18 protein-coding genes are annotated in these 26,049 nt (G+C 72.0%); 7 read left to right on the top strand and 11 right to left on the bottom strand.

Annotation, left to right across the window (positions count from 1 at the left end; all coding sequences use genetic code 11):
- Window positions 1–52 precede the first annotated feature (52 nt).
- From treS to ACIGXW_RS11565, 3 genes are all read right to left on the bottom strand, one after another.
- Window positions 53–1,780, bottom strand: coding sequence for a maltose alpha-D-glucosyltransferase (gene treS / locus ACIGXW_RS11555; protein WP_399572215.1), 1,728 nt, complete (start codon window positions 1,778–1,780; stop codon window positions 53–55).
- Window positions 1,777–3,771: an alpha-1,4-glucan--maltose-1-phosphate maltosyltransferase gene (locus ACIGXW_RS11560; protein ID WP_399572217.1), complete on the bottom strand. Its 1,995-nt coding sequence runs from the start codon at window positions 3,769–3,771 to the stop codon at window positions 1,777–1,779. Before ACIGXW_RS11560 ends, treS begins: the two co-directional genes overlap by 4 nt.
- 488 nt (window positions 3,772–4,259) lie before the next feature.
- Window positions 4,260–5,168 carry a helix-turn-helix domain-containing protein gene (locus ACIGXW_RS11565; RefSeq protein WP_071962747.1) on the bottom strand — a complete coding sequence of 303 codons (909 nt, stop codon included), beginning with the start codon at window positions 5,166–5,168 and terminating at the stop codon, window positions 4,260–4,262.
- A 137-nt stretch (window positions 5,169–5,305) separates the two neighbouring features.
- Between ACIGXW_RS11565 and glgP the strand changes: the two genes are divergently transcribed.
- A complete protein-coding gene (glgP, locus tag ACIGXW_RS11570) occupies window positions 5,306–7,933 on the top strand; it encodes an alpha-glucan family phosphorylase (RefSeq protein ID WP_399572220.1) in 2,628 nt (875 codons plus the stop codon).
- 86 nt (window positions 7,934–8,019) lie between these two features.
- Here the strand turns inward: glgP and ACIGXW_RS11575 are convergent, their stop codons facing one another.
- From ACIGXW_RS11575 to glgX, 4 genes are all read right to left on the bottom strand, one after another.
- On the bottom strand, window positions 8,020–10,299 hold the full coding sequence (locus ACIGXW_RS11575) for a M4 family metallopeptidase (protein WP_399572222.1): 2,280 nt from the start codon (window positions 10,297–10,299) through the stop codon (window positions 8,020–8,022).
- Between the two features lie 274 nt (window positions 10,300–10,573).
- Window positions 10,574–12,382: an ABC transporter ATP-binding protein gene (locus tag ACIGXW_RS11580; protein WP_399572224.1), complete on the bottom strand. Its 1,809-nt coding sequence runs from the start codon at window positions 12,380–12,382 to the stop codon at window positions 10,574–10,576.
- Window positions 12,370–14,175: an ABC transporter ATP-binding protein gene (locus tag ACIGXW_RS11585; RefSeq protein ID WP_399572226.1), complete on the bottom strand. Its 1,806-nt coding sequence runs from the start codon at window positions 14,173–14,175 to the stop codon at window positions 12,370–12,372. Before ACIGXW_RS11585 ends, ACIGXW_RS11580 begins: the two co-directional genes overlap by 13 nt.
- 32 nt (window positions 14,176–14,207) lie before the next feature.
- Window positions 14,208–16,577 carry a glycogen debranching protein GlgX gene (glgX, locus tag ACIGXW_RS11590; protein ID WP_399572228.1) on the bottom strand — a complete coding sequence of 790 codons (2,370 nt, stop codon included), beginning with the start codon at window positions 16,575–16,577 and terminating at the stop codon, window positions 14,208–14,210.
- Window positions 16,578–16,739: 162 nt separating this feature from the next.
- Here glgX and ACIGXW_RS11595 point away from each other — a divergent pair, with 162 nt between their 5' ends.
- The 6 genes from ACIGXW_RS11595 (at window position 16,740) to ACIGXW_RS11620 (ending at window position 22,153) form a co-directional block, all read left to right on the top strand.
- Window positions 16,740–17,978, top strand: a complete 1,239-nt coding sequence (locus ACIGXW_RS11595) for an Ig-like domain-containing protein (RefSeq protein ID WP_399572230.1) — start codon at window positions 16,740–16,742, stop codon at window positions 17,976–17,978.
- Window positions 17,979–18,224: 246 nt separating this feature from the next.
- The gene (locus ACIGXW_RS11600; protein WP_399572522.1) at window positions 18,225–19,454 is read left to right on the top strand and encodes an Ig-like domain-containing protein; all 1,230 of its coding nucleotides are present in this window, start codon (window positions 18,225–18,227) and stop codon (window positions 19,452–19,454) included.
- Window positions 19,455–19,540: 86 nt separating this feature from the next.
- Window positions 19,541–20,308, top strand: coding sequence for an enoyl-CoA hydratase-related protein (locus ACIGXW_RS11605; RefSeq protein WP_071962752.1), 768 nt, complete (start codon window positions 19,541–19,543; stop codon window positions 20,306–20,308).
- Between the two features lie 278 nt (window positions 20,309–20,586).
- Window positions 20,587–21,093: an ATP-binding protein gene (locus ACIGXW_RS11610; RefSeq protein WP_071962753.1), complete on the top strand. Its 507-nt coding sequence runs from the start codon at window positions 20,587–20,589 to the stop codon at window positions 21,091–21,093.
- Between the two features lie 233 nt (window positions 21,094–21,326).
- The gene (locus ACIGXW_RS11615) at window positions 21,327–21,902 is read left to right on the top strand and encodes an N-acetylmuramoyl-L-alanine amidase (RefSeq protein WP_399572232.1); all 576 of its coding nucleotides are present in this window, start codon (window positions 21,327–21,329) and stop codon (window positions 21,900–21,902) included.
- A 38-nt stretch (window positions 21,903–21,940) separates the two neighbouring features.
- Window positions 21,941–22,153, top strand: coding sequence for an EF-hand domain-containing protein (locus tag ACIGXW_RS11620; protein ID WP_071962755.1), 213 nt, complete (start codon window positions 21,941–21,943; stop codon window positions 22,151–22,153).
- A 30-nt stretch (window positions 22,154–22,183) separates the two neighbouring features.
- Here the strand turns inward: ACIGXW_RS11620 and ACIGXW_RS11625 are convergent, their stop codons facing one another.
- The 4 genes from ACIGXW_RS11625 to ACIGXW_RS11640 all read right to left on the bottom strand — a co-directional run bounded on the left by ACIGXW_RS11625 (window position 22,184) and on the right by ACIGXW_RS11640 (window position 26,042).
- A complete protein-coding gene (locus ACIGXW_RS11625) occupies window positions 22,184–22,492 on the bottom strand; it encodes a hypothetical protein (RefSeq protein ID WP_071962774.1) in 309 nt (102 codons plus the stop codon).
- A gap of 106 nt (window positions 22,493–22,598) precedes the next feature.
- Window positions 22,599–23,981, bottom strand: a complete 1,383-nt coding sequence (locus tag ACIGXW_RS11630) for an L-serine ammonia-lyase (protein ID WP_399572234.1) — start codon at window positions 23,979–23,981, stop codon at window positions 22,599–22,601.
- 140 nt (window positions 23,982–24,121) lie between these two features.
- Entirely contained in the window at window positions 24,122–25,234 is a 1,113-nt protein-coding gene (locus tag ACIGXW_RS11635; RefSeq protein WP_399572236.1) for a M14 family metallopeptidase, read from the bottom strand.
- Between the two features lie 19 nt (window positions 25,235–25,253).
- A complete protein-coding gene (locus ACIGXW_RS11640; protein WP_399572238.1) occupies window positions 25,254–26,042 on the bottom strand; it encodes a hypothetical protein in 789 nt (262 codons plus the stop codon).
- Between the last annotated feature and the right edge of the window lie 7 nt (window positions 26,043–26,049).

The raw sequence follows: 26,049 nt of genomic DNA on the forward strand, positions 1-26,049 counted from the left end.
GAAACCGCCCGGGCGCGGCCGGCCTGAACGGCCGTCCGCGCGCGGAGCGCGATCAGGGGGTCGGGGACGGGGCGTTGCGGCGCAGCCGGAACCAGTAGAAGCCGTGGCCCGCCAGGGTCAGCAGGTAGGGCAGCTCGCCGATGGCCGGGAAGCGGACCCCGCCGATCAGCTCGACCGGATGGCGGCCGTTGAACGACCTCAGGTCCAGCTCGGTCGGCTGTGCGAAGCGCGAGAAGTTGTTCACGCACAGGACCAGATCGTCATCTCCTTCCCCTGTGGGGGCTTCCCGGAGAAAGGCGAGCACGGCCGGGTTGCTCGACTGCAGTTCGGTGTACGAGCCGAGCCCGAACGCGTGGTTCTGCTTGCGGATCTCGATCATCCGGCGGGTCCAGTGCAGCAGTGAGGAGGGGCTGCTCATGGCCGCCTCGACATTGGTGACCTGGTAGCCGTAGACCGGGTCCATGATGGTCGGCAGATACAGCCGGCCCGGGTCGCAGGAGGAGAAGCCGGCGTTGCGGTCGGGCGTCCACTGCATGGGCGTGCGCACCGCGTCGCGGTCGCCGAGCCAGATGTTGTCGCCCATGCCGATCTCGTCGCCGTAGTACAGGATCGGCGAGCCGGGCAGCGACAGCAGCAGGGCCGTGAAGAGCTCGATCTGATTGCGGTCGTTGTCGAGTAGGGGAGCGAGTCGCCGCCGGATGCCGATGTTGGCGCGCATCCGGGGATCCTTGGCGTACTCCGCCCACATGTAGTCGCGCTCTTCGTCGGTGACCATCTCGAGCGTGAGCTCGTCGTGGTTGCGCAGGAAGATGCCCCACTGGCAGCGCGAGGGGATGGCCGGGGTCTTGGCCAGGATCTCGGAGACCGGATAGCGCGACTCCCGCCGCACCGCCATGAAGATGCGCGGCATGACGGGGAAGTGGAACGCCATATGGCATTCGTCGCCGCCGCCCTCGAAGTCGCCGAAGTAGTCGACGACGTCCTCGGGCCACTGGTTGGCCTCGGCCAGCAGCACGGTGTCCGGGTAGTGGGCGTCGATCTCGGCGCGCACGCGCTTGAGGAACTCGTGGCTGCGGGGGAGGTTCTCGCAGTTGGTGCCCTCCTCGGCGAAGAGGTACGGCACCGCGTCCAGCCGGAAGCCGTCGATGCCCAGGTCCAGCCAGAACCGCAGGGCGGCCAGGATCTCCTCCTGCACGGCCGGGTTCTCGTAGTTGAGGTCCGGCTGGTGGGAGAAGAAGCGGTGCCAGTAGTACTGCTTGCGCACCGGGTCGAACGTCCAGTTCGAGGTCTCGGTGTCCACGAAGATGATGCGCGCGTCCTGGTACTGCTTGTCGTCGTCGGCCCATACGTAGTAGTCGCCGTACGGGCCGTCGGGGTCGGTGCGGGACTGCTGGAACCAGTCGTGCTGATCGCTCGTATGGTTCATGACAAAGTCGATGATGACGCGCATGCCGCGCGTGTGCGCGGCGTCCACGAACTCCACGAAGTCCGCGAGGTCACCGAACTCCGGCAGCACCGAGGTGTAGTCGGAGACGTCGTAGCCGCCGTCCCGCAAGGGGGACTGGAAGAACGGCGGCAGCCACAGGCAGTCGACGCCCAGCCACTGCAGATAGTCCAGCTTGGCCGTCAGTCCCTTGAGGTCGCCGATGCCGTCGCCGTCGCTGTCCTGGAAGGACCGTACGAGGACTTCGTAGAAGACGGCGCGCTTGAACCAGTCGGGATCCCGGTCCTTCGCGGGTGTGTCCTCGAAGGTGTCCTGGACGGGCTCATTGACGATCATGGTGTGGGTGACCCTCCGATCGGTGAGGACGGTCGCAGCGAGAACACGTGCGCGGGCGCCATGGAACGGCCCGGCTCGAGGCGCACATAGTTGTCCCTGCCCCAGTGATAGGTCTCTCCGGTGAGCTCGTCGCGCACCGGGACGGACTCGTGCCAGTCGAGGCCGAGCTCCGGCATGTCCAACGAGACCGTCGCCTCCTGGGTGTGGTGGGGGTCGAGGTTGACGACCACCAGGACGCAGGAGGAGCCGGAGCGCTTGGAATAGGCGATGACGGCGTCGTTGTCCGCGTCATGAAAGCGCAAATTCCGCAACCGGCGCAGGGCGGGCTGACGGCGCCTCAGCCGGTTGAGCGCCGTGATCAACGGGGCGATGCTGCGGCCCTCGCGCTCCGCCGACTCCCAGTCGCGCGGCCGCAGTTCGTACTTCTCCGAGTCCAGGTACTCCTCGCTGCCCTCGCGCACCGGGGTGTTCTCGCACAGCTCGTAGCCGGCGTAGACGCCCCAGGTGGGCGAGAGCGTCGCGGCGAGCACGGCACGGATCTCGAAGGCGGCCCGGCCGCCCTGCTGGAGATAGGCGTGCAGGATGTCGGGCGTGTTCACGAACAGGTTCGGGCGCATGCAGGCCGCCGACTCCCGTGACAGCTCCGTCAGATAGTCGGTGATCTCCTGCTTCGTGTTGCGCCAGGTGAAGTAGGTGTACGACTGCTGGAACCCGATCGCGCCCAGGGTGCGCATCATGGCGGGCCGGGTGAAGGCCTCGGCGAGGAAGACGACGTCCGGATCCGTGCGCCCCACCTCGGCGATGACCTTCTCCCAGAAGAGCACCGGCTTGGTGTGCGGATTGTCGACACGGAAGATCCGCACCCCGTGCGCCATCCACAGCCGCAGCACGCGCAGCGTCTCCGCGACCAGCCCGTCGAAGTCCTCGTCGAAGGCGAGAGGATAGATGTCCTGGTACTTCTTCGGCGGGTTCTCGGCATAAGCGATCGAGCCGTCGGCGCGGTGGTGGAACCACTCGGGGTGCTTGCCGACCCACGGGTGGTCGGGGGAGCACTGCAGCGCGAAGTCGAGCGCCACCTCCATGCGCAGCTCCCGCGCCCGCGCCACGAAGCGGTCGAAGTCCTCGAACGTGCCCAGGTCGGGGTGGACGGCGTCGTGCCCGCCGTCGGCGGAGCCGATCGCCCAGGGGCTGCCCACGTCGTAAACCCCCGCGCTCAGCGCGTTGTTGGGGCCCTTGCGGTAGGAGGTCCCGATGGGGTGGACGGGTGGGAGGTAGACGACGTCGAAGCCCATGGCCGCCACCGCCGGCAGGCGCTGGGCGGCCGTGCGGAACGAACCGCTGCGCGGCGGGCGGCCCTCGCGCAGCAGCGCGCCCTCCGACCGCGGGAACAGCTCGTACCAGGAGCCGAACAGGGCCCGTTCGCGCTCCACGAGCACTGGCACCGGCCGTGAGGCGGTGACCAGCTCGCGCAGGGGATGGCCGGTCAGGGCCGCCGAGACCGCCGGGGCGAGGGCGGCGGCGAGCCGGTCCGCGGCCGGCCGCGTCCCGTCGCGCAGCGCGTCGACGGCGGCCAGCACCGCCTCCCGGCCCCCGCTCTTCGGCACTCCGGCCGCGGCGCGTTCGTACAGCCGCGCGCCCTCCTCCAGCACCAGGGCGCTGTCGATCCCCGCCGGAATCTTGATCTGCGCGTGCTCCCGCCACGTGGTGACCGGATCCCCCCACGCCTCCACCGCGTACGTCCAGCGCCCCTCCCGGTCGCAGGTGACCTCCGCACCCCAGCGGTCGGTGCCCGGCGCCAATTCGCGCATCGGCGTCCAGGGCCCGCACCGGCCGGCGGGGCCGCGCAGCACGACGTTCGCGCCGACCGCGTCGTGGCCCTCGCGGAAGACCGTGGCGGTGACCTCGAAGGTCTCACCCGCCACCGCCTTGACGGGCCTTCGGCCGCAGTCGACGAGCGGTCCGAGGTCCAGGACGGGGATACGGCCGATCATGGGATCACCTGGAGAATCGACGGGACCCTGGGCAGGTCTGGGGAGTTCTGTACTTTCTATCTGTTCCGTCGGCAGTCGGCGGGGTGCGGGCATGACTGCTCCTGTCCGCATTCACTCGGGTGGGCTGACGAGAGAAATCCAAACTCAAGGTCGCGCGGGAGGGGAGAAAACCGGGCAGGGGGAACGGGGACCGTGAGCAGCGCGGCGGATGGGCGGCTGTGCATACCGGGTGAGCTTTCCCACCGGTCCCGCCCGGGCATGCCCGGACCGTATGAACTACTCGTGCGTAGCTCCCGTGGCACCGCGTGCGAAGGCCGGCCGTTCCTCCGTCACCCGTACGGAGTCTGCTCGACGGGCCGATCGCGTGCAATGTGACGAAAGGGGGTAATCGGCGGCCGGACGGGGGAAGAGGCGCCCGGCACCGCCTTCGAAGGTCGTAGCGGCATTTGGCCTTGGACAGTGCTGCTGTACGCGCGGCGTAATTCTGCCTAGTACTTTCTGCTGCGCGCCTCTTCCGGCGATGACACCAGCCGCTCTCTTCGCCCGGCCAACCCGCCCGCCGCGCCCAGCAGTCGCAGCGCCGCCTCCGACGCCGAACCCGGCTCCGCGCTGAACGCGATCACGCCCTGGCCCCCGGTGTCCGGCAGCCGCATCATCTCGAACGACAGCTCGAGCGCCCCGACCACCGGGTGGTGGAAGGCCTTCGTCCCCGACGTGCAGTCGCGCACCGGATGGCGCGACCACAGGGCCGCGAACTCCTCGCTCTTCATGGTCAGCTCGCCGATCAGCTCCGCCAGCCCCCGGTCCTCGGGGTGCTCGCCCGCCGCCAGCCGCAGCGCGGACACCGCGCGCCGCGCCTCCGCCTCCCACCGCGGATACAGCTCCCGCGCGTGCGCGTCGAGGAAGAGCAGCCGCTGGGTGTTGGGACGGTCGGCCGGCCGGTCGGGGCTGTCCGCGTCGAGGTGGCCCGCGAGCAGCGCGTGCCCCAGCGGGTTCCAGCCCAGCACGTCGAAACGGTGGTCGACGATCACCGCCGGCACCGCGGACATCGCCGCCACCAGCTGTCGCACCCCCGCCCCGGCCGTCGCCGGACGGGGCGCGCGGCGGCGCGCCGCCCGCCCCGGACGGGCCAGGTTCCGCAGGTGCCGGTGCTCGTCCGCGCTCAGCCGCAGCGCCCGGGCGATCGCGTCCAGCACCTCGTCCGAGGCGCCCGCCGCCTGCCCCTGCTCCAGCCGCGTGTAGTAGGCCACGCTCACACCCGCCAGCTGCGCCAGCTCCTCCCGCCGCAGCCCCGGCACGCGCCGCGTACGGCCGTACGGGACCAGCCCGACGTCCTCGGGCCGCAGCGCGGCACGGCGGGTGCGCAGGAAGTCGCCCAACTCGGCAGGAGTGTCCATGCGTCACAGTCAACATCAGCCGATCACCCTCTGCCTGACCCTGTCAGGGACAGGAACGGTGGTGACGGGTCAGGCAGAAGGAGGCACTTGTCCGCTTGGGGGCGAATGGCGGGCGCCGCGCCGCTAACGTCGGGGGAGTGAAGGCCATTCGTCGATTCAGCGTGCGTCCCGTCCTTCCGGAGCCCCTACGACCGCTTCAAGAGCTGGCGCGTAATCTGCGCTGGTCCTGGCACCCCGAGACCCGCGAACTGTTCCAGTCCGTCGACCCCGAGGGGTGGCAGGCCGCCGGAGGCGACCCGCTGCGGCTGCTGGGTTCCGTGTCCGCCACCCGGCTGGCCGCCCTCGCCGAGGACCGCCGCTTCCGCCGGCGGCTCGCGGCGGCCGCCGACGATCTGCACGACTATGTGACCGGCCGCCGGTGGTATCAGGACCAGCCCCCCGGGCTGCCCGCCGCCGTCGCCTATTTCTCCCCCGAGTTCGGTATCACCGCGGCCCTGCCGCAGTACAGCGGCGGCCTCGGCATCCTCGCCGGGGACCATCTGAAGTCCGCCAGCGACCTCGGCGTCCCCCTCGTCGGCGTCGGACTGCTCTACCGCCACGGCTATTTCCGGCAGTCCCTCTCCCGCGAGGGCTGGCAGCAGGAGCACTACCCCCTGCTCGACCCCAACGAGCTCCCGCTGTCCATGCTCCGCGAGCCCGACGGCACGCCCAGCCGGGTCACCCTCGCCCTCCCCGGCGGCCGGTCCCTGCGCGCCTCCATCTGGAAGGCCCAGGTCGGCCGGGTGCCGCTGCTGCTCCTGGACTCCGATGTGGAGGACAACGGCCCCGGTGAGCGCGACGTCACCGACCGGCTCTACGGCGGGGGCAGCGAGCACCGGCTGCTGCAGGAGATGCTGCTGGGCATCGGCGGGGTGCGGGCCGTACGGACGTACTGCCGGCTGACCGGGCACCCCGAGCCGGAGGTCTTCCACACCAACGAGGGCCACGCCGGCTTCCTTGGCCTCGAACGCATCCGCGAACTGGTCGAGCTGGGCGCCGACTTCGACGCCGCGCTGGAGTGCGTGCGCGCCGGCGCCGTCTTCACCACCCACACCCCCGTCCCCGCCGGCATCGACCGCTTCGAGGGCTCCCTGGTCGCCCGGCACTTCGGCGAGGACGGCGAGCTGCCCGGCATCGACGTCGGGCGCGTGCTGGAGCTGGGCCGGGAGGACTACCCCGGCGGCGAGCCCAACCTCTTCAACATGGCCGTCATGGGCCTGCGCCTGGCCCAGCGCGCCAACGGCGTCTCCACCCTCCACGGGCAGGTCAGCCGGGAGATGTTCGCCGGGCTGTGGCCGGGCTTCGACGCCGAGGAGGTGCCGATCACCTCCGTCACCAACGGCGTCCACGCCCCCACCTGGGTGGCCCCCGAGGTCTTCCGGCTCGGCGCCCGGCAGATCGGCATGGCCCGCGCCGAGGACGCGCTGTCCGTCGGCGGCTCCGAGCGCTGGGACTCCGTCGCCGACATCTCCGACGCCGACATCTGGGAACTGCGCCGCACCCTGCGCGAACAGCTGGTGGAGGAGGTGCGGGAGCGGCTGCGCGCCTCCTGGCGGGCGCGCGGCGCCGGCACCGCCGAGCTCGGCTGGATCGACGGCGTCCTCGACCCGGACGTCCTCACCATCGGCTTCGCCCGGCGCGTGCCCTCCTACAAGCGCCTGACGCTGATGCTGCGCGACCGCGAGCGGCTCACGGAGCTGCTGCTCCACCCCGAGCGGCCGATCCAGATCGTCGTCGCGGGCAAGGCCCACCCGGCCGACGACAGCGGCAAGCGGCTCGTCCAGGAGCTCGTCCGCTTCGCCGACGACCCGCGCGTACGCCACCGCATCGTCTTCCTGCCGGACTACGGCATGGCGATGGCCCAGAAGCTCTACCCCGGCTGCGACGTCTGGCTCAACAACCCGCTGCGCCCGCTCGAGGCGTGCGGCACCTCGGGCATGAAGGCCGCGCTCAACGGCTGTCTGAACCTCTCCGTCCTGGACGGCTGGTGGGACGAGTGGTACGAGCCGGACTTCGGCTGGGCCATTCCCACCGCCGACGGCACGGGCATGGACGAGGACCGCCGCGACGACCTGGAGGCGACGGCGCTGTACGACCTGCTGGCGCAGCGGGTGGCGCCGCGCTTCTACGACCGGGGCACGGGCGGGCTGCCGGGCCGCTGGATCGAGATGGTCCGCCGGACGCTGGCCACGCTGGGGCCCAAGGTGCTCGCCGGGCGCATGGTCCGCGAGTACGTGGAACGGCTGTACGGGCCGGCCGCCGAGGCGCAGCGGGCCCTGGACCCCACGGCGGCGCGGGAGCTGGCCGCCTGGAAGGCGCGGGTGCGCTCGGCGTGGCCGGCGGTGGCCGTCGACCATGTGGAGGCGGTGTCGGACGCGCCTCTGAACGGGACGGCCGAGCTGGGCTCCACGGTCTCGCTGCGGGTGAGCGTGACGCTGGGCGAGCTGGACCCCTCGGACGTGGAGGTGCAGGCCGTCGCCGGGCGGGTGGACCAGGCCGACCGGCTGACCCGCGCGGTCGCCTTCCCGCTCAAGGCGACCGGCGCCCCGGGGCTGGACGGCCGGCGGCTCTACGAGGGCCCGCTCACCCTGGACCGCACCGGCCCCTTCGGCTACACCGTGCGCATCCTGCCCGCCCACCGGCTGCTGGCCGACGGGGCTGAGCTGGGGCTGGTGGCGGTGCCCCCGGAGGCCGCGGGAGAGGCGGCCGGGGTGCTGATGCGCTGAGCCGGACACGATGAGACGCCGTCCGGGGGAGAGGAGCTCACCCCGGACGGCGCCCGGTTCAGGTGGTGGCGCGGGACGTCACCCGGTCAGAAGCTGAGCTTCCAGCCGTTGACGGTGCCGTCGTCGTTGGCGTAGACGTCCTGGACCTGGAGCTTCCAGGTGCCGGTCGCGGAGACGCCCGAGGCGTCCACGGTGTAGGTCTCCTTGACGTCCGCGTCGGAGTCCCAGGCGTCGGAGTCCTTCAGGTTCCAGGTCTTCCCGTCCGGGGCGACCAGGTCGATCTTGAGGTCACCGCGGTAGGTGTGCGTGATGTCCACGTCCACCTTGAGCGCCGCGGAACCGTTTCCGCTGCGGCTGACCACGATCGGCGAGGTGATGGCGGAGCCGGCGTCCGGGATCGCGACCGGGGTGCGGTTCTCGAAGACGCTGCCGCCGCCGGAGGTGTTCACGGTCCACTTGAAGGAGGCGGTGGCGGTCTTGCCCGCGGCGTCCTTGACCGTGACCGTCACATTGCTGGTGCCGGTGGTGGTCGGGGTGCCGGTGATCAGGCCGGTCGAGGAGTTGATCGACAGCCCGGCGGGCAGGCCGGTGGCCGAGTAGGTCAGGGCGCCCGTGGTGGTGCTGGTCGCCTTGATCTGCAGGGACACGGCGGTGTTCACGATCGAGGTCTGGTCACCGGGGCTGCTGACCGAGACGCCGCTGGCGACGCGGCTGCCGACGTTGATGGCCGCCCAGGCGTTGGCCGTGTTGTTGTACGTCGCGCTGCCGACGCCGAAGAGCTCACCGGCGGCCCACAGCGTCGCGTCGCGCGCACCGGCGTAGTTGGTGTTGGACTGCATGCGCTGGGACAGCGCCTTGAACCAGATCTTCGCGGCGTTGTCGCGGCCTATGCCCGTCACCGGCAGGCCGTCGGAGGTCGGGGAGTCGTACTTGACCCGGTTGATCTCCTTGGGGCCGCTGCCCTCGGAGGCCAGGTAGAACCAGTGGTTGGCCGGGCCCGAGGAGTAGTGGACGTCGATGGAGCCGATGCCGGAGTACCAGGCGTCCTTCGACCGGCTGTCCTTGCTGGGCTTGTCCATGTAGCGCAGCGGGCTGCCGTTGCCGTTGATGTCGATCTTCTCGCCGACCAGGTAGTCGCCGACGTCGTTGGGGTTGTTCGCCCAGAACTCCACGGCCGCGGCGAAGATGTCGGAGGTGGCCTCGTTCAGGCCGCCGGACTCGCCGCTGTAGGTCAGGTTGGCGGTGGCCGAGGTGACGCCGTGCGTCATCTCGTGCGCGGCCACGTCGATCGAGGTGAGCGGCTTGGCGTTGCCGGAGCCGTCGCCGTAGGTCATGCAGAAGCACTGGTCGGACCAGAAGGCGTTGACGTAGTTGTTGCCGTAGTGGACCCGGCTGTACGCGCCCTTGCCGTCGCCCTTGATGCCGCTGCGGCCGTGCACGTTCTTGTAGTAGTCCCAGGTCAGCTGGGCGCCGTAGTGCGCGTCGACGCCGGCCGTGGCCGGGTCCTTGGTGGTGCCGTCGCCCCAGATGTCGTCGGAGTCGGTGAAGAGGGTGCCGGTGCCGGAGGAGCCGCGGTTGAGGTTGTAGGTCTTGTGGCCGCCGCGCGTCCCGTCGGCCATCGTGTACGACGGGGTCGTACCGATGGTGACCTGGCCGCTGTACTGGCTGTTGCCGGTGCCCTGCTTGACGCCCTGGAACTCGAAGAGCTTCTTGCCGGTCTTCGCGTCCGTGATGACGTGCAGCTCGTTCGGCGTGCCGTCGTGCTGGAGGCCGCCGACGACGGTCTCGTAGGCGAGGACGGGGGTGCCGCTCGCGGCCCAGACGACCTTGCGCGGCGCGCGCTCGGCCTTGGTGGCCTTCGAGCCCTGCGCCTGCGCGGCCTTGACGGCGTCCTTCTCGGCGGTGGCGGCGGCGAAGGACGGGGCCGTGCTCGCCACCGCCATGCGCGCCTTGGTCGCCTTGGCCACGGACTTGACCTGGCCGCCCTTGGTCGCGTCGACCACGAGGTCGCCGCCGAGCACGGGCAGGCCCTCGTAGGTGCGCTCGTAGCGGGTGTGCAGCGTGCCGTTGACGTCCTTGCTGACGTCGCGGACGACCAGCTGCTCCTTGGCGCCCAGGCCGAGCGCCTTGGCGGTCTCCGCCTTGGTCGCGTTGGCCTCGCGGATCAGCTCCGCGCGCTGGGAGGGGGAGAGCTTCGCGGGGAGGGCGCCGGGGTCGGCCTTGGCCAGGACCGGCCGGCCCTGGCCGGACCGGGTCTCGTCCGGGCCCGCGCTGGCGGAGCCGGCCTGTACGCCTACGGTGAGCATCGCCGTGACGGCGACGAGCGCGCCGGTGGCGACGGCGCGGCGATGGGGGGTGGGTCTCACACTGACTCCTTCTGCGGTGGCCACCTCGAGGTGGGTGTGGCCGGTGGGCTACCGGGCGGCGAGATGGCCGTCCGGGCAGAGCACGGCAGAACAAATGGAGAAAGGGGGGAAATGTGTTATCGATCCGGGCGCGGGTGAGGTGGGAAGAGTGGGGGGCCTTCCGTGCCGGTCGTGGTGAAGAGTCCCACCGCCGTGAGGTGGGTGTCAGGAGCGCGTCAACAAGTTGGCCGGAAAATGTCCGTTGGCCAAAGATCGATGTCCGTATAACGGGCGCTCAGACCAGGCTGTCCCGCCAGGCCCGGTGCAGGTCAGCGAAGCGTCCGGCAGCCGCGACGAGTTCGGCCGGAGTGCCGTCCTCCACCACACGGCCGTCGGCCATCACCAGCACCCGGTCGGCGATCTCCACGGTCGACAGCCGGTGCGCGATGACCATCGCCGTCCGCCCCCGCAGCACCGTGTGCATCGCGCGCTGCACGGCCCGCTCGCCGGGGATGTCGAGCGAGGACGTCGCCTCGTCGAGGATCAGCACGCCCGGGTCGGCGAGCAGGGCCCGGGCGAAGCCGACCAGCTGGCGCTGGCCCGCGGAGATGCGGCCGCCGCGCTTGCGGACGTCCGTGTCGTAGCCCTCGGGCAGGGCGCAGATGAAGTCGTGCGCGCCGATGGCCTTGGCGGCCCGCTCGATCTCCGCGCGGGTCGCGTCGGGACGGCCGACGGCTATGTTGTCGGCGACGGTGCCGGAGAAGAGGAACGCCTCCTGCGTCACCATCACCACCCCGCGCCGCAGCTCGGGCCCGGCGAGCTCGTGCAGCGGCACGCCGTCGAGCAGGACACGGCCCTCGGTCGGGTCGTAGAAGCGCGCCAGGAGCTTGGCGAGCGTGGACTTCCCGGCGCCCGTCGCGCCGACGACCGCCACCGTCCGCCCGGCCCGCAGGGTCAGGTCGAAGCGGGGCAGCACCTCGCCGCCCGTGCGGTAGGCGAACCGCACCCCCTCGAAGACCACCTCGCGGCCGGGGCTGCCGGCCGGGCGCGCCGGCAGCCGGCGGGGCGCGGCGGGCTCGGGCACGGACGGCTCCATGGCGAGCAGTCCCGCGATCTTCTCCAGCGACGCGGCCGCCGACTGGTAGGAGTTGAGGAACATCCCGAGCCGGTCGATCGGGTCGTACAGCCGGCGCAGGTACAGCACCGAGGCGGCGAGCACGCCCAGGCCGAGTCCGCCGGAGGCCACCCGGTGGGCGCCCCACACCGTGATCGCCGCGACCGAGGTGTTGGCCACGAGCCGGGAGGCGAGGACGTAGTGGGCCATGGCCAGAGTGGTGGCGGTGTTGGCCCGCCGGTGCGTGCGGTTGAGCTCCTCGAAGTGGGCCTCGTTGGCCGCCTCGCGGCGGAACGCCTGGACGGGCCGGATGCCGTTCATCGTCTCCGTGAACTTCACGATGACGGCCGCGATCGCTGTGGAGCGCCTGCGGTGGACGATCAGTGAGCGGCGCCGGTAGGAGCGCACGAGCAGGGACAGCGGGCCGAAGGAGAGCAGGGCCGCGGCCCCGATGCCCCAGTCCAGGTACAGCAGCGTCGCGCTGACGTAGAGCACGGACAGGGCGACGGCGACGAGCTCCTGCAGGCCGTCGTTGAGCAGCTCGCGGATCGACTCGACGTCGGTGGTCGTACGGGAGATCAGCCGGCCGGAGGTGTAGCGCTCGTGGAAGTCCACGCTGAGGGCCTGGCCGTGGCGGAAGATCCGGGCGCGCAGGTCCAGCAGGGCGTCCTGGCCGACGCGGGCCGAGAGCCGCACGAACGCCAGCTGCAGCAGCCCGGAGGCGAGGGCGCACAGCGCATAGCCGACGGCGACGGCGACCAGGGGCCCGTGGTCGCCCCGGCGGACGGCCGGCCCGCCGCGGTCGATGGCGTACGCGACGAGCAGCGGGCCCGCCTGCACGGCGGCCTGCTGGAGCAGCAGCAGAACGGCCGCCAGCCGCACCTTGCCGCGCGCGGGGGCCAGCAGGGAGCGCAGCAGCGCGCGGGAGGCGCCCTTGGGGGTGGGCAGCACGTCCCGGTCGAAGGAGTCGGGGTCGCTCACGAGGCACACTCCCGGCCGGACATGAGGGTGGCGTACTCGCGGTTGCGGCGCAGCAGTTCCTGGTGGGTGCCGACGGCGGCGATGCGGCCCCGCGAGAGGAGTGCGACCCGGTCGGCGAGCAGGACCGTGGAGGGGCGGTGCGCGACGACGAGGGCGGTGGTGGTCGCCAGCACCTCCCGCAGGGCCGCCTCGACCAGGGCCTCGGTGTGCACGTCGAGGGCGGAGAGCGGGTCGTCGAGGACGAGGAAGCGGGGCCTGCCCACGACCGCGCGGGCCAGGGCGAGCCGCTGGCGCTGGCCGCCGGACAGGCTCAGGCCCTGCTCGCCGACCTGGGTGCGGTGACCGTCGGGGAGGTCGTGCACGAAGCCGGCCTGCGCGACGGCCAGGGCGCGCAGCAGGTCCTCCTCCCCGGCGTCCGCGGCGCCCATCAGGACGTTCTCCCCGGCGCTGGCGGAGAAGAGGGTGGGTTCCTCGAAGGCGACGGAGACCAGCTCCCGTAACCGCCCGCGGGGCAGCGAGGCGATGTCCCGGCCGTCGAGGGTGATCCGGCCGGCGGTCACCTCGTGGAGGCGGGGGACGAGGGCGGTGAGGGTGGTCTTGCCGCTGCCCGTGGCACCGACGAGGGCCATGGTCTCGCCGGGCCGGATGTGCAGATCGACGCCGCGCAGCACGGGCGGCTCGCCCGGGGGCGCGTCGGGATACCGGAACCCGACCCCTTCGAGCCGGAGCCCGCCCTCACCTTTGGGGCCCGCCTGCCGGACGACCGCGGCCGCCGTACCCGCCGTGCCTGCGGCCCCGGCCGGCTCCGCGTCCATGACCTCGAAGAAGCGGTCGGTCGCCGTCGCCGACTCGTTCGTGATGGCCAGCAGGAAGCCGATCGACTCGACCGGCCAGCGCAGGGCCAGGGCCGTCGACAGGAACGCCACCAGCGTGCCCGCCGTCAGCTCTCCGCCGGCCACCTGGGCCACGCCCAGCACCAGCGCCGCCCCCACCGCCAGCTCGGGCAGGATCACCACCACCGCCCAGAGCGTGCCCAGCAGGCGCGCCTTGTGCAGCTCGGTCTCCCGCACCCGGTCCGAGAGCGTGGCGAAGGTCCGCTCCTGGCTGCGGTGCCGGCCGAAGCCCTTGATGACGCGGATGCCGAGGACGCCCTCCTCGACGACCGTCGTCAGATCGCCGATGCGGTCCTGGGCCGAGCGGGCCGCCCGGGAGTAGCGCTCCTCGAAGACGGAGCACAGCACGATCAGCGGCACCACCGGCGCCAGCAGTACCAGGCCCAGCGTCCACCGCTGCTGCAGCAGGACGACGAAGCCCACCACGATCGTCACGCCGTTGACCAGCAGGAACGTCAGTGGGAACGCCAGGAAGATGCGCAGCAGCATCAGATCGGTCGTGGCGCGCGAGAGCAACTGCCCCGAGGGCCAGCGGTCGTGGAAGGAGACCGGCAGCCGCTGCAGATGGCGGTAGAGCGCCGCCCGCATGTCCGCCTCGACCTGCGCCAGCGGCCGTGCCACGATCAGCCGTCGCAGCCCGAACAGCCCGGCCTCCGCCGCGCCGAGCAGCAGCACCGCCAGCCCGCCCAGCCACACCCCCGACGGGTCACGGCCGGCCACCGGCCCGTCCACCATCCACTTCAGGGTCAGCGGGACGAGCAGGCCCAGGCACGAGGCCAGCACCGCCGAGAGCGCGGCGACCGCGAGCCGGCCGCGCACCGGGCGCACGTACGGCCACAGGCGCAGCAGCGAACGCACCGCCGAGCGGCGCTCGGGTCGACGAGGCACTTCACGGGTCGCGGTCGTCACGGGGGGAGACTACGGTCCGCCACTGACACCGTTCACCCGGATTTCGGCCCCGGTTCCGGGGGGCCGGGAGCCGAGTCCGACCGCTCCCGCACCACTCGCCACAGCAGCACCGAACGGGCCCGTACGGAGATCCGGCTGCCCGCGTCCCGGCGCAGGCCAGGGGCGGTTCGCTGGTCCTCCAGGGCGGTGTTGACGAGGAGTTCGTACGCCTGGGCCCACGGGGGGCCGGGCAAGGTGAAGCGGAGGGGGCGCGGACCGGCGTGCAGGACGGCGAGGAAGCTGTCGTCGGTCACCGGTGCGCCCTGCCGGCCGCGCTGCGGGATGTCCCGCCCGGAGAGGTACATGCCGAGGGCGGAGGCGGGCGCGTACCAGTCGGCCTCGGTCATCTCCGTGCCGTCCGGCGTGAACCAGGCCAGGTCCCGCAGCCCGTCGGAGCTCTGCGGGCGCCCGGAGAAGAAGGAGCGGCTGCGCAGCACGGGGTGGGCGCGGCGCAGGGCCAGCAGCCTCGAGGCCAGGTCGGCGAGCGCGCGCCAGCCGGGGTCCCCCAGCAGGGACCAGTCGATCCAGCCGGTCTCGTTGTCCTGGCAGTAGGCGTTGTTGTTGCCGCCCTGCGTGCGCCCCATCTCGTCGCCGGCCACCAGCATCGGCACCCCGGTGGACAGCAGCAGCGTCGTCAGCAGGTTGCGCAGCTGCCGCCTGCGCAGGGCCAGGACGCGGGCGTCGCCGGTCTCGCCCTCGACGCCGCAGTTCCAGGAGCGGTTGTCGCCGGTGCCGTCGCGGTTGCCCTCGCCGTTGGCCTCGTTGTGCTTGCGTTCGTAGCTGACCAGGTCGCGCAGGGTGAAGCCGTCGTGCGCGGTGATGAAGTTGACGGAGGCGTACGGGCGCCGGCCGCCCCAGGCGTAGAGGTCGCTGGAGCCGGAGAGGCGGTAGCCCAGGTCCCGTACGTCCGGCAGGGCGCCCCGCCAGAAGTCGCGCACGGCGTCTCGGTAGCGGTCGTTCCACTCGGTCCACAGGGGTGGGAAGGCGCCCACCTGATAGCCGCCGGAGCCCACGTCCCAGGGCTCGGCGATGAGCTTGACGCGTCGTAGGACGGGGTCCTGGGCGATGACGGCGAGGAACGGCGAGAGCATGTCCGGCCCATCGACGGCGCGCATCGTCCGCACCAGCGCCGCCGCCAGGTCGAAGCGGAAGCCGTCGACGCCCATCTCCGTCACCCAGTAGCGCAGCGAGTCGGTTATCAGGCGCAGGACGTTCGGCTGCACGACGTGCAGGGTGTTGCCGCAGCCGGTGTAGTCGGCGTAGCGGCGCGGGTCGGACTGCAGCCGGTAGTAGCGGCGGTTGTCGATGCCGCGCAGCGAGAGCGTGGGGCCGAGCTCGCCGCTCTCGGCGGTGTGGTTGTAGACCACGTCGAGGATGACCTCGATGCCGGCGGCGTGCAGGGCCCGCACCATCCGCTTGAACTCGCCCACCTGTTCGCCGCGCGTGCCCGAGGCGGCGTAGGCGGCGTGCGGGGCGAAGTAGCCGATGGAGTTGTAGCCCCAGTAGTTGCGCAGCCCGCGCCGCAGCAGGTGGTCCTCGTGGGCGAACTGATGCACCGGCAGCAGTTCCACCGCCGTCACCCCCAGCCGCACCAGGTGTTCGACGGCCGCCGGGTGGGCGAGCCCCGCGTAGGTGCCGCGCAGCCGCTCCGGGATGCCGGGGTGGCGCATGGTGAAGCCGCGCACGTGCAGCTCGTAGATGACGGAGTCGGGCCACGGCGTCTTGGGGCGGCGGTCGTCGGCCCAGTCGTCGTCATCGGCGACGACCACGCCCTTGGGGACGTAGGGGGCGGAGTCCCGCTCGTCGCGGACGGTGTCGGCGACGTGCTGCTGCGGCCAGTCCCGCACGTGTGCGTACACCTCCGCCGGCAGCGGTCCGCGGCCGTGCGGGCCGCAGAATTCGCCGTCCACCGCGCGCGCGTACGGGTCCAGCAGGAGCTTGGCGGGGTTCCAGCGGGCGCCGGTCCAGGGGTCCCAGCGGCCGTGGACGCGGAAGCCGTAGCGGCGGCCGGGCAGGACGCCCGGCACGAAGCCGTGCCACACCTCGTGCGTCAACTCGGTCAGGAGGTGACGGGTTTCGCCCCCCTCCGGCGTGTCGTCGAAGAGGCAGACCTCGACCGCCTCCGCGCCGCCGGCCCACAGTGCGAAGTTCGTCCCCGCCACGCCGGCCGGGCCGCCGGTGGTGTCCTTGAACCGCGCCCCGAGCGGCTCCGGGCTGCCGGGCCACACGGCCGGCGCCGGCGCGAGGACCGCGGCGGGCCGCGGGCGGCCGTTGACGACGGCCGGTCCGGGGGAGCCCTGGGGCGGCCGCCCCTGCCCGAACTCGCCGTCCTGTCGTGCCTCTTGCTCGGGTGCGCTCGACACGTGTTCGCCTCCGGCGGCTCTCGGGTAGCGCGCCGGGCACCCGGCGTCCCGGGGCCGGGTGTCTGGCGATTGTGTCCTTCTCCCCCTTCTTCCCAGATCCACGCGTGCGCTCACACGTGTGATCGGGCGCAGCAAGCGAGTGCAGCGACGTTTCCCGCGGGGATGCCCGTCGTTGGGCCCGGTGTGACACTTGCCCTCACGCGCGCGGCACGGGGAATCGCCCTGCCGGCGCTCCTGGCCGCGCTCGCCGGGTGCGCCACCGTCGCTCCGAAGACCGCCCTCACGGACGACGCGCGCCCGCCCGCCACGGGGGTGCGGATCGAGGTCGCCCCACGGGACCGTGCCCGGGGCGTGCCGGCCACGCAGCGGCTTGAGGTGCGGGCGCCGGGCGGCCGGCTGGAGCGGGTGCGGGTGGCCGAGTTCCGCGCCGGCGCGCCGTCGGCCGTGCCCGTCGCGGGGCGGATCTCCGGCGACGGGCACACCTGGCGGCCCGACGCCGCCCGCCCCCTGGCGCTCGCCGCCCGCTACACGGTGGAGGCGGTGGCCCGGGACGCCGCCGGTCGCCGTACGACCCGTCACACCGGCTTCTCCACCTACGTGCCGCCGCACCGGGTCATCGGCTACTTCACGCCCGAGGCGGGGAGCACCGTCGGCACCGGCATGATCGTTTCTTTTGGCTTCGACCGTCCCGTCGCCGACCGGGCCGCCGTCGAGCGCGCCATCCGTGTGACGGCCCGTCCGCCGACCGAGATCGCCGCCCACTGGTTCGGGCCCGCCCGCGTGGACTTCCGGCCGCGCACGTACTGGCGGCCGGGCACCCGGGTCACGTTGGACCTGCGGCTGCGCGACGTGCGGGCCGCGGAGGGCGTGTACGGCGCCCAGCGCAAGACCGTCGGCTTCACGGTGGGCCGCAGCCAGTTCAGCCGGGTGGACGCGGCCGCGCACACCATGGACGTCGTCCGGGACGGCAGGCCGCTGGCCAGCCTGCCCATCACGGCGGGCGCCGGGGGCAGTGAGACGTACAAGGGCAAGATGGTGATCACCGAGAAGTTCCCCATGACCCGGATGAACGGGGACACGGTGGGCTTCGGGGGCGAGTACGACATCTCGGACGTCCCCCACGCGATGCGGCTGACCGGCTCGGGGACGTTCCTGCACGGCAACTACTGGGCCGGCCCGCGCGCCTTCGGCACCCTGAACACCAGTCACGGCTGCATCGGCCTGCCGGACGTGCAGGGCGGCAGCCCCACCAGCCCGGCCGGCTGGTTCTACGACCAGTCGCTGATCGGCGACGTGGTGGAGGTCGTCGGCACCCGGGAACGGGTGGTCGCGCCGGACAACGGGCTGGGTGGCTGGAACCTGACGTGGGAGCAGTGGAGGGCCGGCTCCGCCCTCCGCTGAGGCACCCTCCGGACCGGCCGTCAGGTAACGGTTTGACCTGGCCGGAATCTGCCGCTTCACTTCGGTCACCGCCTTCACCACAGGCGCACGGGTCGTATCACCGCTCCCATTTGGGACTGAACGGTGACATTCACGAGGTCAGCGTTGTCGGTGGCGTGTGGTTATCTATCGACAATGCGCGCCTGCCGCGCTCTGGGGGCGCCGCGTGGCCGCGGGCCGTGCGAGGGGAGACGATCCGTTGTGAGAGTGCAGCCGATATCGAGGAGCCGTGGACGCCGTACGGCGCTGTCCGCTCTGCTGCTCGGATCCGTGCTGACGCTGGTCAGCGCCTGTGACGGCGGGGGCGGCGACGCCAAGGGCGACAAGCCGGCCGACGGCCCCTCGCAGGCCGTGGTGAACATCGCCCCCACGGACGGCGCCAAGGACGTCGCCACCAGCGGCGCGCTCAAGGTGACGGCGGACAAGGGCAGCCTGACGTCCGTGAAGGTCGCCGACGCCAAGGGCAAGGCGATCGACGGCAAGATAACCAACGGTGGCGCGGCCTGGGAGCCGTCCAGCCACCTCGCGGCCTCCACGAAGTACACCGTGGACGCGATCGCCAAGGACAAGAAGGGGCGGACCTCCGCAAAGCACGCGGCGTTCACCACCCTCACCCCGCAGAACACCTTCGTTGGCTACTTCACGCCCGAGGACGGCAGCACGGTCGGCGTGGGCATGCCCGTCTCGATCAATTTCAGCCGCGGCATCACCGACCCCAAGGCCGTCGAGCGCGCCATCAAGGTGAAGGCCGAGCCGGCCGTGGAGGTCAAGGGCCACTGGTTCGGCAACGACCGCCTCGACTTCCGGCCCGAGAAGTACTGGGCGGCCGGGACCAAGGTGACGGTCGATCTGAACCTCGACGGCGTCCAGGGCCGTGAGGGCGTGTACGGCTCGCAGAACAAGACCCTGAAGTTCACGGTCGGCCGCAGCCAGGTCAGCACCGTCGACGCCAAGAGCCACCAGATGACCGTCGAGCGGGACGGCAAGGTCCTCAAGACCGTCCCGATCTCCGCCGGCGCCCCCGCCAACCCCACGTACAACGGTCAGATGGTCATCAGCGAGAAGCACGAGGTGACGCGCATGAACGGCGCCACCGTCGGCTTCACGGGAAGTGACGGCAAGGGCGAGTACGACATCCCGGACGTGCCGCACGCGATGCGCCTGTCCACCTCCGGCACCTTCCTGCACGGCAACTACTGGTCCGGCTCCTCCACCTTCGGCTCGGAGAACGCCAGCCACGGTTGCGTGGGCCTGGAGGACCAGCGCGGCGGCGGCGACCCGAACTCCCCGGCGGCCTGGTTCTACAGCAACTCCCTCATCGGTGACGTCGTGATCGTCAAGAACTCCGACGACAAAACGATCAAGCCGGACAACGGCCTCAACGGCTGGAACATGCCGTGGTCGGAGTGGGGCAAGAGCAGCCCCCAGGAGAGCTGACGGCTCATCGTCCGCGGACGGCGGCCCGGTGCACTGTGACCAAGTGCACCGGGCCGCCTGTCGTTAACCGGCGCTAACCTTGCGTCATGACTGTGCACCTTGAGGTAGCCGAGGGCGTCGGTACCGTCCGACTGGACCGTCCGCCGATGAACGCGCTGGACATCGCCACCCAGGACCGGCTCCGGGAGCTCGCCGACGAGGTGACCCGCCGTGAGGACGTACGGGCCGTGGTCATCTGGGGCGGGGAGAAGGTGTTCGCGGCCGGCGCGGACATCAAGGAGATGCAGCACATGGACCACGCCGCCATGGTGGCGCGCTCCCGCGGGCTCCAGGACTCCTTCACCGCCGTGGCCCGCATCCCCAAGCCGGTGGTCGCCGCCGTGACCGGCTACGCCCTGGGCGGCGGCTGCGAGCTCGCGCTCTGCGCGGACTTCCGCATCGCCGCCGACAACGCCAAGCTCGGCCAGCCCGAGATCCTGCTGGGCCTCATCCCCGGCGCGGGCGGCACCCAGCGGCTGTCCCGGCTCATCGGCCCGTCCAAGGCCAAGGACCTCATCTTCACCGGCCGTCAGGTCAAGGCCGACGAGGCGCTCGCCCTGGGCCTCGTCGACCGCCTTGTCCCGGCCGGCGAGGTCTACGAGCAGGCGCACGCGTGGGCGGCCCGGCTCGCGGCCGGCCCCGCCATCGCACTGCGCGCGGCCAAGGAGGCGGTGGACACCGGTCTGGAGACCGACATCGACACCGGGCTGGCCATCGAGCGCAACTGGTTCGCGGGGCTGTTCGCCACCGAGGACCGGGAGATCGGTATGCGCAGCTTTGTGGAGGACGGTCCGGGCAAGGCCAAGTTCGTCTGAGCTGCAGGGGATTGGGGGAGAGCGCCCGGAAGGGCGCCCTCCGGAGGGTGCCTCTTGTGGGGGAATTCCGTCGCCGGTGCGCGACGGTGCGTCCGGCCCCCTCCGAGCCGTCCGGCGATCTCCCGGGCACCTGAGGGCGCCGCAGGTCAGTCGGGGTTTCCCGGCGCGCCTACGGCCTCTGGCATATGTCGGCCGGCGGCTGCGGAGGCATGGGCTCCGCTGAATCGAATCCCAACGTTCCACTCCGTGGCGCCTTGCGGGCGGCCATGATGGGGGGCATGGCGGGCCTGGAGGGAACGGAGCAGCCACGGCAACGGGTCGGCACGGCCACCCCGGTGCGGTGGACCCCGACGGTTGAGGATGAGCTGGCGCTCAAGGCGTTCGAACTGTTCGGCGACCCGACCCTCGGTGAGATCCGGCTGCCCTCCCGGCCGGAATCCGCCGTCGCGGCCCGCCGGCTGACCCAGTCCGTGGTGCTGCGCCACTGGGGCCTCTCCGCCCAGGTCACCGAGCACGCGGTGCTGCTGGTCTCCGAGCTCGTGGGCAACGCCGTGCGGCACACCGGGGCCCGCTTCTTCGGGCTGCGGATGCTGCGCCGGCGCGGCTGGCTGCGGATAGAGGTGCGCGATCCGTCCCGGGGGCTGCCGTGCCTGCTGCCGGTGCGGGAGATGGACACCAGCGGGCGGGGGCTGTTCCTGGTCGACAAGCTCTCGGACCGGTGGGGCGTGGACCTGCTGGCGCGGGGCAAGACGACATGGTTCGAGATGCGCGTGGTGGACCGCTGAGGCCCCGGCCCCACCCGGCCATACGAAGAGGCCCCCATCCGTCGTCGTCGCGACGTGGCCGGGGGCCTCTTCGTATGGCCGCGGGAAAATGGGGTGTGCCCCACGGCGTTTGACGACCTGGCCCGGGTCAATGGGGGTCGTTGCCCTCGACTATGTCACGCCAGGTAGCGATGAGCCAAAGCGAGACTTCTGTAATCCAAGGTGAGCTGTGCCACTGGCCTTGCAATCCATGCATGAGGCCGGGCAATTGCTTATTTTTATGCAGAGTGGCCGGAGGTCTTGCGGGGGCGGCGGTCGCCGGGTGTCATGTCCTCGTGACGAGTGCCGCGTACCCTCCCACCCACTGGATCCCGGCCAGCAGCGCCAACTTCACGGCGTCGGCCCGGCCCGGTGCGTACCCCGTCGACCACGTCGTGGTCCATGTGACCCAGGAGACCTTCCCCGACGCGATGAGGATCTTCCGCGACCCGCGCTCGAAGGTCTCGGCGCACTACATGGTCGCCTCCGCCGACGGCTACATCGGCCAGTTCGTCCGCGAGCGGGACATCGCCTGGCACGCCGGCAACTGGGACTACAACACCCGCAGCATCGGCATCGAGCACGAGGGCTGGATAGACCGCCCCGAGTACTTCACGGATGCCCTCTACCGCGCGTCGGCGAAGCTCACCGCCGCCGTCTGCGCCCGCCATGGCATTCCCCCCACCCGCGAGCACATCATCGGCCACAGCGAAGTGCCCGGAGCCACCCACACGGACCCCGGCCGGCACTGGGACTGGGACCGTTATCTGGAGCTGGTGACCGGCGGCTAATCTGTGCCGGTCAAACAAGCACACAAGGGGAGGCCCACATGGCTGACATCGACGCCGCACGTACGGCTTTTGACCGTTTCGACGTGGACGGCGACGGGTTCATCACGGCGGCCGAGTACAAGAGCGTCATGGCTCAGCTCGGTGACCACAACGTCACCGAGACCGTGGCCCAGGCGATCATCAACAAGAAGGACGGCAACGGCGACGGCGTGCTGTCCTTCGACGAGTTCTGGGCCTCCCTGAACCGCTGATCCGCCGTGTTACGGACCGGGCCGCCCGGGTCAGCGCCAGCCTCTGCGCTGTGCGCTGGCCCGACGCCGCCGGTCGTTGCACAGCAGGCACCGCCCCCACCCCGGCGGCAGCGGGTCGTCCGTGTCCCCGTACAGCGGGTCCACCGCCCCGCGCGGATGCTCCGAGCACCCCGTCGCGCCTATCCCGGCCCCCAGCGCGCTCGCGGCCGCCAGCGCCCGCCGCAGGGCGTCCAGCAGCTGATCGGCCTCATGGGGCGCGGGCTTGGCGTCGAGGGCGAAGGCGATGTCCGAGGCGGTGTTGAGCGCGCTCTGGAGTTCGCGCAGGTCTGCGTAACTCATGCTCGCGAGCGTACGCGTCCCCACTGACAACGCCGCCGGCCCGCCGGGCCCCGGGTGGTCCGGGGCCGGGCGGGCCGGCGGGCGGTCGGTCCGGCGGATGAGCCGGTCAGCACTCGATGACGTTCACGGCGAGGCCGCCGCGCGCCGTCTCCTTGTACTTGACCTTCATGTCGGCGCCGGTCTCCTTCATGGTCTTGATGACCTTGTCGAGGGAGACATGGTGGCGGCCGTCGCCGCGCAGGGCCATGCGGGCGGCGGTGACGGCCTTGGCCGCGGCCATGCCGTTGCGCTCGATGCAGGGGATCTGCACCAGGCCGCCGACCGGGTCGCAGGTCAGGCCGAGGTTGTGCTCCATGCCGATCTCGGCGGCGTTCTCGACCTGCTCCGGGGAGCCGCCGAGGACCTCGGCGAGACCACCGGAGGCCATCGAGCAGGCGGAGCCGACCTCGCCCTGGCAGCCGACCTCGGCGCCGGAGATCGAGGCGTTCTCCTTGAAGAGCATGCCGATCGCGCCCGCCGCCAGCAGGAAGCGGACCACGCCCTCCTCGTCGGCGCCCGGCACGAAGTTCATGTAGTAGTGCAGCACGGCCGGGATGATGCCCGCGGCGCCGTTGGTGGGAGCGGTGACGACGCGGCCGCCCGCGGCGTTCTCCTCGTTCACGGCCATGGCGTAGATCGTGATCCACTCCATCGCGCGGGCCTGTGCGTCGCCCTCGGCACGCAGCTGGCGCGCGGTGTTGGCGGCGCGGCGGCGGACCTTCAGGCCGCCGGGCAGGATGCCCTCGCGGGACAGGCCCCGCGTGACGCAGGCCTGCATGACGCGCCAGATCTCCAGCAGACCCTCACGGATCTCGGTCTCGGTGCGCCAGGCCTTCTCGTTCTCCATCATCATCGCGGAGATCGACAGACCCGACTCGCGGGACATCCGCAGCAGCTCGTCACCGGTGCGGAAGGGGTACTTCAGCACGGTGTCGTCCGGGACGATCCGGTCCGCGCCCACCGCGTCCTCGTCGACGACGAAGCCGCCGCCGACCGAGTAGTAGGTCTTCTCCAGCAGGGGGGAGCCGGCCTCGTCGTAGGCGAAGAGCGTCATGCCGTTCGCGTGGTACGGCAGGGAGCGGCGGCGGTGCAGGATCAGCTGGGTCGACTCGTCGAAGTCGATCTCGTGGTCGGAGCCGATCTCGGCGCCGAGCAGCCGCAGCCGCTTGGTGACGCGGATGCGCTCGACCTCGTCGTCGGCGGTCTCGACGTCGACGGTACGGGGGGAGTGGCCCTCCAGGCCCAGCAGCACGGCCTTGGGCGTGCCGTGGCCGTGGCCCGTGGCGCCGAGGGAGCCGAAGAGCTCGGCCCGGACGGCGGTCGTCTGTGCCAGCAGCCCGTCCTTCTTCAGGCGGCCCACGAACATGCGGGCGGCGCGCATCGGGCCGACCGTGTGCGAGCTGGAGGGACCTATGCCTATGGAGAAGAGGTCGAAAACGGAGATGGCCACGTCGGCGGACTCCTGGCGTGAGATGGGGCTGGGCGGGGCGGATTGCTCCTCCACGAGCGTAACGCGTCGCCCACCCGTCTCCATGGCCGAGATGGAGCCGTTACGCACCCGTCTTACCATGCGAAACCCCGCCGGGGTGATCACCTGGCCTTTGTATCGCAGCTCGCAAGGCCTCTGAGGGCCTGATCGAAAACTTCTCTCGCGCGCTGGAGCACCGTCTTTCGCCACGTTCCGTCCACCGGCGCGAAGGCCTCCATGAGCAGCCGTTTCTCCTGGGCGCGCACCGCCCGGTCCGCCGGGCGGCGCAGGTGCAGGGCGTTGTCGGCGCACAGCGCCAGCAGGACCTCCGGGCCCGGCAGGGTGCCGAACTCCAGGGTGATCGCGGTGAGCTCCTCGTCACCCCGCAGCCCGTCGGCGACCGCGCTCGCGGTGTTCCCGACGATGGGGGTGGAGGACGAGGTGCCCTCCTCCGAGGCCGTCAGCGCCGGGCCGTACCAGGCCCGGGCCCGCTCGCGGGCGCCCCGGTCCCGGCCGCCGCGGAAGATCGGCTCGCCGGCGGCCCGCTCGCCGAGCCCGGTGTGCAGGTCGACGTAGGCGATGTGCGGGGTGCCGGCCACGCGATCGGCCACGATCCGCCGCAGCACCCCGTGCGACCAGGAGGGCCGGTCGCCGCCGTAGAACAGGCCGTCGGGACGGCGGTACTGGCCCCGGGTGACCGCCTCCTGGAAGACGCGCGTGCCGAGCCGGTCACGCAGGGTCAGCAGCTCTTCGGTCAGCCTCCGCGCCGAGAAGGGGGCGCCGTCCGCGGGGACGAGGGCGGCGTGCACCGCGTCGTAGGCGTCGTTGTGCGGCGGGGCGCCGTGATCGACGAAGTTCCGGTTCACATCGACGTTGTCCTGGTCGACGCGCCGCAGGTAGGCGAAGCCGTACGGGTTGAGTGCGTGGACCAGCAGGACGCCCGTGCCGGGCCCCGCCGACCGGGCCAGGCCCTCCTCCAGCAGCACCCGCGTCTGGCACGCGGAGCCGCAAAATCCCTCGATGCCGTGCGTCCCCGACACCGTGACAAGCAGCTTCACCGGCCGCTCCGGGCCGAGGTAGGCCGTGTCGACGGTCAGCGCCGAGCCGTCGGGCCCGGCGTGGCCCGGCAGCCGGAAGCCGCCCGGCACCGCCCCCGCGGCCTCGGCCGCGCGCAGGAAGGCCGCGCGGGCGCTGCCGTAGTCGGGGGCGAACCCGTCGGCGCGGGGGTCGGTCATGGCGCTCCGCCTTCCCGGTTCACTCGGGCCGGGCCAGTCCCAGCGCCGTGAGGATGCCGTGCTGCCCGGCCGCCGTCGGGGCGTGGAGCACGCAGAGCATGCGGTCGCCGGGCTCCAGGTGCTTGCCGAAGTGGGCGTTGACCGCGTCCACCGAGCTCAGCGGCCGCTCCCGGTAGAGGTCCACCGGGCGCCCCACCCCCGGGAAGACGCCGCGTTCCGCGTCGTAGGGGCAGCCCGGGGCGATGGCCGCGGCCACCTCGCCGAGCAGGGCCCGCGGCGGCCGAAGCGATGCGCCCGCCCCGGTGAGGTCCGGGTGGAGCCGGCAGCCGGGGTGGCTCGCGAAGGCGTTCATCGCGCAGTGCACCACGGGGTTGTAGGTCTTGAGGGCGATCACCTCGGGGAAGGGGCGGCCCTCGGCCAGCAGCCGGGCGAAGTGCGCGGCCCAGCTCCGGCCGAAGACCGAGCCGTGCCGGTAGGCGTCCCCGACGAACTGCGTCATCACATGCAGACAGGGCCTCCCCGAGGGGAGCGGGGCCCACCGCGAGGTGAGCAGGGCCACCACCGCGTCCCGCCGCGGGTCCACGGCGACCACGAGGTACTCGGCCTCGGTGAGCATGTCGCGGCGCAGCGCGAACAGCTCGCGCGCCCGCAGCCCGGGCATGGCCGTCACCAGGCCGTCCACGATCCACCGCTCGGTCTGCGGCCGCAGCTCCCGGCCGGGCGGCAGCGCCAGCACCTGCACGCCGTGCCGGCCGGGCGGCCCGGCCGTGCCGGGGAGCGGTTCCGCCCGGCCGGTCCGGCTCGCCACCGGGGGC

It is taken from the genome of Streptomyces sp. NPDC053079 (assembly GCF_044546695.1).
In the GTDB taxonomy this organism is placed as follows: Bacteria; Actinomycetota; Actinomycetes; order Streptomycetales; family Streptomycetaceae; genus Streptomyces.

Coding starts and splice junctions, on each gene's coding strand:
- treS (WP_399572215.1), bottom strand. CDS start 1,780: ATGATCGTCAATGAGCCCGTCCAGGACACCTTCGAGGACACACCCGCG.
- ACIGXW_RS11560 (WP_399572217.1), bottom strand. CDS start 3,771: ATGATCGGCCGTATCCCCGTCCTGGACCTCGGACCGCTCGTCGACTGC.
- ACIGXW_RS11565 (WP_071962747.1), bottom strand. CDS start 5,168: ATGGACACTCCTGCCGAGTTGGGCGACTTCCTGCGCACCCGCCGTGCC.
- ACIGXW_RS11595 (WP_399572230.1), top strand. CDS start 16,740: ATGCCCGTCGTTGGGCCCGGTGTGACACTTGCCCTCACGCGCGCGGCA.
- ACIGXW_RS11605 (WP_071962752.1), top strand. CDS start 19,541: ATGACTGTGCACCTTGAGGTAGCCGAGGGCGTCGGTACCGTCCGACTG.
- ACIGXW_RS11610 (WP_071962753.1), top strand. CDS start 20,587: ATGGCGGGCCTGGAGGGAACGGAGCAGCCACGGCAACGGGTCGGCACG.
- ACIGXW_RS11615 (WP_399572232.1), top strand. CDS start 21,327: ATGAGGCCGGGCAATTGCTTATTTTTATGCAGAGTGGCCGGAGGTCTT.
- ACIGXW_RS11620 (WP_071962755.1), top strand. CDS start 21,941: ATGGCTGACATCGACGCCGCACGTACGGCTTTTGACCGTTTCGACGTG.
- ACIGXW_RS11625 (WP_071962774.1), bottom strand. CDS start 22,492: ATGAGTTACGCAGACCTGCGCGAACTCCAGAGCGCGCTCAACACCGCC.
- ACIGXW_RS11635 (WP_399572236.1), bottom strand. CDS start 25,234: ATGACCGACCCCCGCGCCGACGGGTTCGCCCCCGACTACGGCAGCGCC.